General features: G+C 42.8%; 10 protein-coding genes. 2 read left to right on the forward strand and 8 right to left on the reverse strand.

Annotated features, from left to right (window positions below):
* Positions 1 to 16: 16 nt before the first annotated feature.
* Positions 17 to 1216 (reverse strand): MFS transporter, encoded by a 1200-nt coding sequence (locus AC27IJ_RS07950; RefSeq protein ID WP_487148284.1) that lies wholly within the window; start codon positions 1214 to 1216, stop codon positions 17 to 19.
* 159 nt (positions 1217 to 1375) lie between these two features.
* On the opposite strand from AC27IJ_RS07950, the gene AC27IJ_RS07955 reads away from it, so the two are divergent.
* Positions 1376 to 1957 carry a TetR/AcrR family transcriptional regulator gene (locus tag AC27IJ_RS07955; protein ID WP_312442979.1) on the forward strand — a complete coding sequence of 194 codons (582 nt, stop codon included), beginning with the start codon at positions 1376 to 1378 and terminating at the stop codon, positions 1955 to 1957.
* Between the two features lie 138 nt (positions 1958 to 2095).
* Positions 2096 to 2983 carry an N-acetylmuramidase domain-containing protein gene (locus AC27IJ_RS07960; RefSeq protein WP_312442978.1) on the forward strand — a complete coding sequence of 296 codons (888 nt, stop codon included), beginning with the start codon at positions 2096 to 2098 and terminating at the stop codon, positions 2981 to 2983.
* 86 nt (positions 2984 to 3069) lie between these two features.
* On the opposite strand, the gene AC27IJ_RS07965 is transcribed toward AC27IJ_RS07960, so the two are convergent.
* The 7 genes from AC27IJ_RS07965 to AC27IJ_RS07995 form a co-directional block, all read right to left on the reverse strand.
* Positions 3070 to 3684, reverse strand: coding sequence for a hypothetical protein (locus AC27IJ_RS07965; RefSeq protein ID WP_312442977.1), 615 nt, complete (start codon positions 3682 to 3684; stop codon positions 3070 to 3072).
* A 286-nt stretch (positions 3685 to 3970) separates the two neighbouring features.
* A complete protein-coding gene (locus AC27IJ_RS07970) occupies positions 3971 to 4225 on the reverse strand; it encodes an AAA family ATPase (protein ID WP_312442975.1) in 255 nt (84 codons plus the stop codon).
* A gap of 190 nt (positions 4226 to 4415) precedes the next feature.
* Positions 4416 to 5318 (reverse strand): glycyl-radical enzyme activating protein, encoded by a 903-nt coding sequence (locus AC27IJ_RS07975; protein WP_313256828.1) that lies wholly within the window; start codon positions 5316 to 5318, stop codon positions 4416 to 4418.
* Positions 5311 to 7581 (reverse strand): pyruvate formate lyase family protein, encoded by a 2271-nt coding sequence (locus AC27IJ_RS07980; protein WP_312442973.1) that lies wholly within the window; start codon positions 7579 to 7581, stop codon positions 5311 to 5313. Before AC27IJ_RS07980 ends, AC27IJ_RS07975 begins: the two co-directional genes overlap by 8 nt.
* A 155-nt stretch (positions 7582 to 7736) precedes the next feature.
* On the reverse strand, positions 7737 to 8501 hold the full coding sequence (locus AC27IJ_RS07985) for a DeoR/GlpR family DNA-binding transcription regulator (RefSeq protein WP_487148288.1): 765 nt from the start codon (positions 8499 to 8501) through the stop codon (positions 7737 to 7739).
* 123 nt (positions 8502 to 8624) lie between these two features.
* On the reverse strand, positions 8625 to 10532 hold the full coding sequence (locus tag AC27IJ_RS07990) for a PTS fructose transporter subunit IIABC (RefSeq protein ID WP_487148290.1): 1908 nt from the start codon (positions 10530 to 10532) through the stop codon (positions 8625 to 8627).
* A 659-nt stretch (positions 10533 to 11191) separates the two neighbouring features.
* Complete coding sequence (locus tag AC27IJ_RS07995) at positions 11192 to 11785, reverse strand: TetR/AcrR family transcriptional regulator (RefSeq protein ID WP_487148292.1); 594 nt, start codon at positions 11783 to 11785, stop codon at positions 11192 to 11194.
* Positions 11786 to 11816: the final 31 nt, after the last annotated feature.

Below are 11816 nucleotides of genomic sequence, written 5' to 3' on the forward strand. Positions count from 1 at the left end.
ATCGTCTCTACTGAGATTATTTTGAAACAGGGATATTTTTTTCCGTAAGAAAATAAACAAAAGCAAATACCGGCAGGATAAACCCGATCATTGATGCTGCATCCCAATTTCCATGAGCGTATGACCAGCCTCCCAGAGCAGACCCTGCCGCTCCGCCGACAAAGAATACCGCCATAAATAATCCATTTACCCTCCCACGTATTTCATCACCTAAACCATAGATTGCCTGCTGCCCTAGAACAAGGTTACCGGAAACAGACATATCAAGAAGAATTGCGGCAATACAAAACAAGAACAAAGAGACCGTAAGATTGCTTTGCAACACATGGGTGAGAGCAAAGGAGAATGCTGCGATCACAAAGGCCGCTCCTGTAAGTTTTTTTGTCCAGCCCCGGTCTGCCATTCTTCCCGCGATCGGTGCTGCAACAGCTCCGGCCACACCTGCGAAACCAAATATTGCGATTTCTTTTTGCGTCAACTGAAAGTGCTGGGATAAATACAGTGGTACTACTGTCCAAAATAAACTGAAGCTTCCAAATAAAGCAGCCTGGTATAATGCTCTGCGTCGTAAAACAGGGGTCTTTCTAAAGAGATACCACAAGGATCTTACAATAGCAGGGTAACTGTCATTTGGCTCCGGATTTCTTTTCGGAAGCAGAAAACTCAGCAAAATCAAAAGGATTCCCATAATGGCCGCAGACAGGAAAAACACTGCCTTCCAGCCAAAGAAACCGGTAATGAGACTTGCAGTCGGTCTTGCAAGCATAATTCCTAGAAGCAGTCCGCTCATTACATTTCCAACGATTTTCCCTCTCTCGTTTGCAGGTGCTAAATGAGCTGAAAGGGGAACCAGTATCTGAGCTGCGACTGACCCTACTCCAATCAATATGGCAGAAGCGGAAAACATATAGAAATTCGTTGCTAAGGGTGCTGCAACCAGCCCTAATATAGCAACAATCAGTGTTGTTACTGCCAGTCGTCTGTTTTCCAGTAAATCACTCAAAGGAACCAGAAACAAAAGTCCTGCGGCATACCCCAGCTGGGTCATCGTAACAATCAGTCCGGATAAACCGGCAGAGATTCCCGTATCCTGGCTGATAGGACCTACCAGCGGTTGGGAATAATACAGGTTTGCAACAATCAGTCCGCAGGCACTTGCCAGTAGAAATACCAGCCAACGGGAAATCTTTTTTTCTTCCATCATTTCAGTTTTCATGTGTGTTATCCTCCGTTTTTATATACTAAACGTATCGTTTATAAATATATAATAAACGCACCGTTTTGTTTTGTCAACCCTGTTTTTTTTAAATTAGATGTGGTATAATAAACGCAGCGTTTTTAAATTGTTTCAGAGAAAAATAATAGGGGGAATCACATGGATAAGAAGATAGGACGTCCTCGCAGCGAAAAAACAAGGCAAGCCATACTCACTGCTTCGTATGACCTGCTGCTTTTAAATGGCTTTCATTCCATAACTGTTGAAGGTATCGCTGAGAGGGCCGGGGTCAGCAAAGCAACCATATATAAATGGTGGCCCAATAAGGCCGCTGTTGTCTTAGACGGTTTTTTTGCTGCTACAGAATCAATGCTTGAAGTGCCGGATACCGGGTCAGCAAAAGAAGATCTTTTGGTTCAGGCAAGCAACCTTGCCGCCTTTCTTACCAGTTCCAAGGGGAAGGTAATCACAGAACTGATTGCAGAGGGGCAATCGGATGAGAATGTAGCGAAAGAATACCGTAACCGTTATTTCAATCCCCGCCGTCTTATTTCACAGCATATTCTGGAAAGAGGAATGGAACGAGGGGAATTGAAAAAGGATCTGGACATCGAACTAAGCATAGATTTAATTTTTGCCCCCCTTTTCTATCGGCTGTTAATAACCGGAGAAAAGGTAGATTCTGCTTTTGTGGAACAAATGATTTCTTACGCTTTCGCAGGATTGAATGCAGGAAAATAGCATTGGCTGGTTATAACAACAGCTCCGCAGCCACCCAAGTGCATCATTGGGTCATTTCATGGTTTACAAACAGATGAAAATCTTCTTTCTATTTATTGAATTTGCAAATTCAACAAAAATAGAAAAGGAGATAATATTATGGCAGATTACGATAATTCAAGATATACATATGCCCAGGTACTTGCAGGCACCGGCTATTACATGAAGGATGACAAGCTTCGTTACAGTGCAGGTGTAGAAACCATGCAAGTGAAATTAAATACCGCAGGGCACAAATGCGGTACTCCGGATGGCAAATTCGGCAACAATAGTGATACTGCAGTAAGAAGTTTTCAGAGAGCCAACGGTCTTACCGAAGATGGGAAAGCCGGTAAAAATACCCTTATTGCACTTGATAAGGCAGCAACCGGCGGTGGTTCCGGCGCCAGTGCAGCAGCGAAAAACCTAAAGAAGAAGTTCGGATCCATTATTTCTTCATTTGCATCGAAATATTCCATTGACGAGGACGTTTTAGGAGGATTTATCCTGACAGAATCGTCTGGATCAGGATTTACCGACGGAAAGTTATTGATCCGGTTTGAAAACCATATTTTCTTAAAAAATGTTTCCAACGCTTCCTCCACCTTTAAGGTTGAAAATAAAGTACATTATTACTACAAAAACGGCAAATGGAATCAGACTCATACCGGAAAGCAGGCCAGTGAATATGAAGCCTTTAACCTGGGAAAAGGTATCAATGAATATTATGCTTATTATTCTATCAGTATGGGACTCCCCCAGATTATGGGCTTTAACTTTAAAGTTACCGGTTATGACTCTCCGGCAGACATGTTTAAGGATTTCAGCATCAGTGAGGACAAGCAGATGGCAGGTTTCTGCACCTTTGTTGCAAAATACGACAACGGCTCATTATTAAAAGCTTGCCAGTCACGTAATTTCACCAGCATGGGGAAAATTTACAATGGAGACGGTGACACCTACGGTCCTAAGTTAAAGAAAAATGCAGCCGATTACGCAAAAGCATAATCATCATAAAGGATAACAATGCGGCCCCAGGTGATATTGAAATGCACCTGGAGCCGTTTTTACGAATAAATCAAAAGTAATATTAATTACTTATTTTTCAGATATTCACATATGTTATCAATGTTTATATCTTTTTCATCCATATTTTCGGTTATGTCATCTATTAAATCCTTTGCCAGATGAAATTCCTTTTTATCTGCCAGGAAAATTCTGGCTCTGGGGCGAGGAACCATACCTTGAGGACCCGCACCTGTAATGTAGTTTATTATGACGATTATATCTTTTAAATTGTCATGATTCACATCGCGGAATCCTACAGACTCCACACTGTCAAAAAGACCTGCATAAGTATCCGTTTTGTTATTTTCACCATAGTAAGGGAATGAATATACAACCTTATTGTCTTTCATCAGGTAAAATGAAACATCTTCAAAATCAGCACCGGCTTCCGGACCATATGAAATAAACCTTACATCTCCCCAGTCATTCAATTCAACATCAAAGGATTGATCCGGTATGATTCGTTTTTCGTCCAGAGATATTTCTGTTTGAGAAGTTCCGGCATTATTTTCATTGGATGATTCAACTTTTATCTGACTCCCTTCTGAAGTTACAGTATTCGGATTCAACTGGTCACCTTTTGATTTCTGGCAGCCTGCTAATAAGCCTCCACACAGCAATGCCGCTGCAAATAAAATCACCTTTTTTTTCATGCTGCTACCCCCTTATAATTACCGTTTTGGATCATTGTTTAACACACACTTTTCATATTGATATTTTATCGTGTTAGACGTTTCGTGTCCACACTTATATACTAACACCAAATTTCTAAAATAGTATTACGATTTGATTTATAACTCTTTCAAATTCCAATTTAAATATTGGTTTGCTCTATTATCAAATTAACAATTGTGTCTGTTGTCATATCTTGGTTTATCATATACTCAGGGAAAATTTCCAGATAATCTTTTTCTCTCCACCAACGTTTCATATCCGCTTCTCCAAATTCCCCGGCATTCGGTTTTGTTTTATATTTTCTTTTCCATATCTAACAAGCTCAATCATTAAATCAATCGCTTGTGTTTCTGAACCATCCTTTACGTACAGCATTTCTCGTCGGACTACATCTTGTGAAATAAGTAACGTGCCTCTTCCATAATATCTTTGCAGATTTCTTGCAATGGTTGTTTTGCCACTCCCAGAATTACCCCTTAGGATAACAATCTTTGGATTTACATTCATGACTTCCACCTCTAAATTCAGATTTCTTAATTATACCAAAACCTGGAGGAAAAATATATCATTATTTCTGTTCGAAGTTCTGCCATAAGTGCATGGTATATCCTGTCAGGCCATTGCGACTACGCCCATACTGGGCATACCATAAAAAACAGGAAGGACCTCATATCACGTTCCTTCCTGTTTACTACTTCTATCCTCCGATTCTGGATTCCAGCCCAATCTTCAACGCATATTGGTGATATTCCTCTAAATCTTCTTCATGAAGCATTTTACCCGTCATCTGGTAAACTCTTCCCAATTTCTCGTATTTCGCTTTTCCAAGTGTATGATAAGGAAGAAGGTTTACTTTTTTAACTCCCAGCTGCTGTAAGTATCGTAAAGTCTTTTTTATTAATACGGAATCAAAGTTGAATCCGGGGATAATCGGCATGCGCACAGTTAATTTATCTGGTTCCATCTCTACCAGATATATCAGGTTTTCTTTAATCTGTCTCCCATTCCCTCCTGTAACCCTTCTAAGCACTTCGTCATCCAGATGTTTAAAATCATATAGAAAATGGTCGATATAGGCCACAGCAGCCTGCAAGGTTTTTAAAGAATAATTTCCCGTAGTTTCTACCGCCGTATTCAATCCTCTTTCTTTACTTGCTTTGAGGATGGCGATCAACCCCTCCAGCTGTACAAAGGGCTCCCCTCCGCTGACCGTGATTCCCCCGCCATTGGAATTATCATAGTAATCCTTATCCTTCATCACTTCTTCCATGATGAAATCCAGGTCCATATCTTTTCCATAAAATTCAAGTGCATCCTGCATACAATTTTTCTCACAAGCCAGGCAATCAGTACACAAGGTCCTGTTATAATTGAATTTCCCGTTGTCATCAAAGGTAATTGCCTTAGTCCTGCAACCCTTTTCGCATGAACGGCACCCGATACACTTAGACTCGTTGTATAACAGTTCCGGATAAGATGTCTGTGTCTCAGGATTGGCGCACCATGGGCAGTACAGGGGGCACCCTTTTAAGAAAACGGTGGTTCGGATTCCCGGCCCGTCATGGGTCGCAAAGCGTTCAATATTGGTCACTTTAATCATACAATGCCCTGCTCAGCAATTCTTCCTGGATATCCTTTGTCAGATTGACAAAGACCGCACTGTAACCGGCCACCCGTACTATTAAATCCGGGTAATTATCTGGATTCTTTTGGGCATCCTCAAGAACGCCATAATCCACGACCGTTACCATGAGCTGGCAGCCTCCTTTCTTAAAATATGTATCAAACAACATCTTAATTTTTTTTCTGTCTTTATTGAACATACGGGGCGTAAATTTAATGTTTTGCACGCTTCCGCCGTGATATTTTGCCTGGAACTTAACCAGGGAATTTAAGCAGGCGGTAGGTCCGTTTTTTGCCGCTCCGCCCTGGGGATTATTAGCTGGATTTAAGTAAACACCTGTTTTCCTTCCGTCCAGGCTGGCAAATGTCTCATGACCCCAATCTGTATTTGTCTGGTTATTTGAAATAACAATCAGAAAATATCCCATGCCATAGTCAATTCCCTTCTGGCGGATACCTTGAGCTACAAATTCAAATAAATCATTTGCGAGATTATCGCATTCCGTTTTGTCATTTCCGTATTTATCCTGATCCACTAAATCTTTTTGAATCCTCTCATATCCTTCAAAATTGGCAAGCTGTGCCTGGTGCAATTCAGCGAGACTATATTTTTCATCTATATATACCAGCTTTTTAATTGCCCAGAGCGCATCGCTGGAATTGATGTTTCCGTATGTTTCATTGGTTCCGCCAAGGATTTCCACTCCTCCGTCCAGCACTGCCTTCCCTCTATTGATACAATCATCCATCAAAACAGAGGTAAACAGAAAGGATACGTTTTCATTCATGATCTCATAAGAACGGTATTGAGCCTGTATACTTAAATCAAAGTAATAATTCAACAATTCCTTATATTTATCAAACAGTTCATCAAAGGTTTTGAATCGGGAGCATTCCGGAATCTCCACGGGTCCGTTTTTTCTTTTCCCGTCCATAGGGTCTATTCCGCCGTTTAAGGTGATATTCAGGATTTTTAAAAGGTTCAGCAAAATATTCGGTGTCCCTACGCTCTTACCCTGAATGACAAATTCACCGCACCCAAATGGTACGTACTGTTCTGCGATTTCCCGTTTCACACGCATGGAATACATAACTGCAGGGACATTCACATCATCATTGTATAAAGTAGGGTAGGTAGCACCGCTTCCGATACAATCATAGGCCATATCCATCATGTATTCCGGGGTATCTTTGCTAAAGCGCAGTGTAAACTGAGGTTCTACATAACGTGTGTCCTTGCACACCCTCATACAGATACGGGCAAACGTATCAGCTTCTTTCGGATGTTCCCGTCCTACACCGCCTACAATGATACGTCCGTTAACAGTGGTACGCCTGTTCTCAATCATCTTCCACAAGGATTTTAAATACCGGTAAGATTCTTCTTCGTCAATAATGCCATGATCCAAATCATGCTGTAAAAATGGTCCCAACACGTCATCCAGCCGCCCATAGTTAATAACTCCGGCACAAAGGGCGTAAATCCACAACAACTGCAAAGCCTGATGGAACGTGTGCGGTTTGTTTTTCTTAATATACCGCAAGTCATTCTCCATTAGTTCCAAATCTTTTAAACGTGACTGGTCTGCACCGTTTTTTGCTTCTCTCACCAATTCTATCTGACGTTCCATTACCTCCTGCAAAAGACTAAGGCTTTCATAACTGCATTCCAGGAATTCATTCTGCTCTTTTAAAAAGATCAGTTCTTTTAAGCCTTCCACTCCATATTCCATCAGCTTTTTATAATTCAGCATCATTCCTGACAACCTGGCTGTTGCCATCAAAGGATAGGAGCAATCAATAAACCTTCCGACTGTATCCTCTGTCAATACCTCCTGACAGAAAATTGCTTTCGTATCATGATCCTGCCAGTAATCGTAAAGCGTATCAACTCTTGCTCTTTCCTCTTCGGTTGACAGCGTTTCTTTAAATGCCCTCAGCTTATGGAATACGCAGTAATGGCCTACGCCTCCGATACTTGTCACACTGCCAAAGCCAATGGGTAAAAAATCTAGTCTGCCTGCCAGCAGATCATCACTTTCAATCGAACGGAACAGAACCGGATATATTGTTTTCAGGCAATTAATCTCTCTTCTCGCTTTATCCAGCCCCTCACTGTTTCTATGCGCCTCTGTATAGGCTTCCATAATAGACAACTGCTCCCGAGGTGTTTTTTCACAGGGGATTGGGATTGACACCTCTACGTTCTGAGCGCCGTCAATGTTAATTTTCTTTTTCACTGCAGAGTCTCCTCCTCTATCGAATATTACTTGAAAAATCACTTATGTTCCTTAGCTTTCCTTTTACTGCCCCGTTCTGCAGTCCTGTTCCGGTCCTGCACTTTTAGTGAAAAAAAGAGGGCGCTTAACTGCGTCCCCTTTTCTTCCAATGTATTCTAACTGAGACAAACGGTAAAATTATCCGGTGCCTCACCTGTGTCAGGGAGACGATTGACATACACGTTTGTAAAATCCTCCAGACTTGCCCATGAGAACATTGCCTTAATATGATACTTGGAGTCATCGATCAGGAGATGATTGTTCTGGCTCTTCTTCATGATCTCCTTTTTCATCGTCCCAATTTCCATGTCGAAAATGTAAACCTCGCCGCTTTCCATATTAACTCCATTGGTACTGAAAAAAGCATGGTCAAAATTAAAATTCCGAATCATATCCACAGCCATGGACCCTGTACTCAGATCATAATCTGGTGAAAAACGACCACCCAGCAGATAGATATCCCCCTTGTACGTAATGGGAATCTTCTTGATCAAGTAAATGCTTGGAGTTACAATTTTTACATGGTGCGTAAGCAGCTGCGGCAGCAGGTACACAGGAGTAGTGCCGGAGTCCACATAAACGCAGTCCCCGTCCTTTACATTCGTGACAGCCCGCTGGCAGACAATCTCCTTTGCCTCCGCACATAAGCTCTCCTTGTTCACGGTAGGAACTTCGTTGAATACCGTCAGTGTAGAAGAAACCTCTCTGCACATAGCTCCACCCCGCTCCCTGCTGACCAGCCCCTGTTCCTCCAGTTCAATTAAATCCCGAGTCACGGTGGATTTTGACACATTTAACTGTTCCATCAGTTCCTTTATGGTTACAAAAGACTGTTCTTTTACGATACTCATGATATGATAAAGCCTTTGCTGTGATAGCATAACGTCACCTCCTTCGCCATTATCATATCAGAGGAGGAAATCATATGTCAATCTATCATTCTTCCGATCGATCCTAACCGGTGCAATGCCTCTGTCCGGTTATCCTTGCCACAGTTGATACACTTATCTTTGTTTTAATCTAAGACGCTTTAAAGTCATACAGACAATTGCGGTCACCACAGTTCCAGCAGCCATACAGATCAGTCCCATAAACGGCTTGTTCACTGCACCCAGGATCAGCACAATAGGGCCGCCATGAGCAACAGAATCTGTAATGCCGAATAAGAATCCCATCGTACAGGCCACTACGGATCCAATCATATTGGCCGGAATAACGGCCAGCGGGTCTCCCGCTGCAAACGGGATAGCTCCCTCGGAAATCCCCACCAGTCCCATAGCCAGAGCCGCCTTGCCGTTGGCAGTCTCCTCGGGAAGAAACAGCTGGTGCTTACGGTCTAAGAATGTAGCCAGCGCCATACCTAGCGGTGCAACCGGAATCGCCATAGCCTGTGCTCCCATGAACTGAGGCTGTCCTTCAGCAATTAAACCAACCGAGAACATGAATGCTACCTTGCCAAAGGGACCGCCCATGTCAAAGCCCTGCATCAGACCGATTGTAATGCCAAGTAAAATCATACTTCCGGCAGACATGCTTTCCAGCATGGCGTAAAGAGCCGTCATCAGGGATGCGATGGGAGCTCCGATAATAAATATAAATATAAATGCGATAAACAGAGATCCAATAATAGGAATGATCATGATCGGAACCAACGGTTTGATCATCTCAGGCCATTGAAATTTCTTCAGCCACCTTACAAAGTAACCGGTCAGAAAACCAGCCACAATGGCACCGATAAAGCCTGTTCCGGCTGAAGCTCCGTAAAAGGAACCATTGTTGGCTATCCAGCCGCCAATCATGCCAGGAGCCAGGGCCGCCCTGTCACCGATAGCAAATGCTATGTAGCCGGCCAGAATCGGGATCATCAGTGTAAATCCGGCGCTTCCCACTGCAGAAATCTGATTCCAGAAGCTGCCTTCGGGGATCACAAGACCCTGGGGTGTGGGTTTTCCTCCCACTGCCAGTGCGACCGCAATCAGAAGGCCACCGATTACCACAAACGGGATCATAAATGAAACGCCGTTCATCAACGCCTTGTACAGCATCTTTCCACTAAGCGTACCGGCAGGCTCCTCTGCCTTCCCCCTGGCTGCCTGCTGAACACGCTCTGTGGAGCTCCCACCAAAAATCGGGGCCTTTCCATCCAGAACCTTTCTGATCAGCTCCGCCGGATGGTCGATTCCTTCCTTCACAGTGGTAGTCACTACCTGTTTTCCCCGGAAACGTTCCATGTCCGTCTCCTTGTCGCTGGCAATGATGATTCCCTCGGCTCTTTCAATCTCTTCCCTGGTGGGAACATTTTCCGTACCGATGGAACCGTTTGTTTCCACCTTTATGGATACGCCCATCTCCCCTGCAGCTTTTGCCAAGGCTTTCGCCGCCAGATACGTATGTGCTACTCCAACCGCACAGCCGGTCACCCCGATTAAAAACCGTTCTGACCCTTTGCTCTCTGTCCGTACCTCCTCTGTGCTTAGTGCCGCCAGAATATCTTCCGGCCGTTTTGCCTCCTTTAGATAATCCAGGCAATCACAATCCAGCAAGCGGGAAGTAATACCGCTTAGCAGTGTGATATGCGTGTCGTCCGCATTGTTTGGCATAGCGATGAGAAAGATGATATGGCTGACCGGGCTCCCCTCTTCAAACCGGATTCCCCGTTTGGATGTTCCGATTGCCACCGCCGGTCTCAGTACTGCATCTGATTTTCCGTGAGGCAATGCCACCCCGTTCTCTAGATTTGTGGGCACTTGTGCCTCTCGTTCCAATACATTCCGAATATAACTGCCTTTATCCTTAAGTACATGTTCCTTATAGAGAAGTTCCGCTAACTCCTCTATAGCCGCATTTTTATCCTCTGCCTGCATATCAACTTTGATCAGCTTAGGCGAGAGAAACTTTGTTATATCCCCCATTTTGAATCCTCCTGATTATAATAATATTCTGCGGTTTCGTATCTTTCTATGTATCATGTTCCGGCTCCACCCATTCAATACTGCTGTTCATACCTCCTTTGCCCTATTTTAGGTGCCACTTCCCCGCCGTATTCAATAATTAAACTATAGCACCATTTTGATTTATTGTCAATCATTTTGATTCATATCGATTCATTTTACTTCTTTACGATTCACATTAATACCTGGCAGCGATAAAAGCTAATGCATGTGTATTAACAATGGTCTTACGAATGATTTGTTTCCCAGCATCTGGAATTCTACTTGAAACTTAAACTCGTTCTTCTATCATTGAAATTTTTTAGGGTGAGAGGTTCACCATCATGATTCACTATAAACTATTTCCTCACATTGATTTGGACGGAATAAAAAACTGCCGCAAACAGCTGATTTTTATTCAGCCATTTGCGGCAATTCCAATGCTATTCGTTACTATTTTGTAAACCCCAAAATGCTAAGACTGGTAACAGATCCGATCTGACAATCCTTATACAACTCTCTGATAAATTCACAGTCATTGTGCTTGCCGGCCATTTCCCCTGTCAGCATGTAATGGTATCCCGCAGGCGATAATGATCCTCTTTGCGAATTCCACCGTATTTGGTTGCATATGCAATTTATTAATCACCGCTTTGTGTTCCGCCGCCGGCTAAGCCATTCATCGTAAACTCCGTGAGATAATCCAAAATCTGCGGAAAATACTGAAGCCCAATTTCCTCTTTATGGGTCTCAATGGTAACGATTGCCGTGAAAATGGCCATGATCATCCCACTGTCAATATCGTTCCTCATTTTCCCGTCTGCCTGCCATTTTTTTATGATCTCCGAAAAATCGTTATACATGAAGTCTAGACGTTCCATCCCTTTATCTTCACGGAAATGTTGCTCTATTTTGTCGAACACGTCCTTGTTATACCACTCTTTAAGAATAGGATTTGACTTCATGCCTTTTAAATTCAATAACATCAGTTCTTTGACTAAACTCCGCGGGTCCTGATCCAAATCAATAGATTTCAGTATCTTTTTCTTTAGCTTCTCGTTTTCTTCTATGTATATGGCCATGAACAGTTCCTCTTTTGAGGAATAGTAATTATAAAACGTACCTGTCCCTATTCCCACGGATTTTGTGATATCGGATACATTGGTATCCTTAAAGCCTTTCCGGCTGAACAGTTCCTTTCCGCAATTAAATAAATCTGTTTTCGTATCTTTCATATATACCCCTCCCGTATGTTCTGTTTATCAA

It is taken from the genome of Lacrimispora sp. YZC11 (assembly GCF_057543815.1).

Bases quoted from the DNA above. Each gene is read 5' to 3' on its own strand.
- AC27IJ_RS07950 (WP_487148284.1), bottom strand. From the start codon at position 1,216: ATGAAAACTGAAATGATGGAAGAAAAAAAGATTTCCCGTTGGCTGGTA.
- AC27IJ_RS07955 (WP_312442979.1), top strand. From the start codon at position 1,376: ATGGATAAGAAGATAGGACGTCCTCGCAGCGAAAAAACAAGGCAAGCC.
- AC27IJ_RS07960 (WP_312442978.1), top strand. From the start codon at position 2,096: ATGGCAGATTACGATAATTCAAGATATACATATGCCCAGGTACTTGCA.
- AC27IJ_RS07970 (WP_312442975.1), bottom strand. From the start codon at position 4,225: ATGAATGTAAATCCAAAGATTGTTATCCTAAGGGGTAATTCTGGGAGT.
- AC27IJ_RS07975 (WP_313256828.1), bottom strand. From the start codon at position 5,318: ATGATTAAAGTGACCAATATTGAACGCTTTGCGACCCATGACGGGCCG.
- AC27IJ_RS07985 (WP_487148288.1), bottom strand. From the start codon at position 8,501: ATGCTATCACAGCAAAGGCTTTATCATATCATGAGTATCGTAAAAGAA.
- AC27IJ_RS07990 (WP_487148290.1), bottom strand. From the start codon at position 10,532: ATGGGGGATATAACAAAGTTTCTCTCGCCTAAGCTGATCAAAGTTGAT.
- AC27IJ_RS07995 (WP_487148292.1), bottom strand. From the start codon at position 11,785: ATGAAAGATACGAAAACAGATTTATTTAATTGCGGAAAGGAACTGTTC.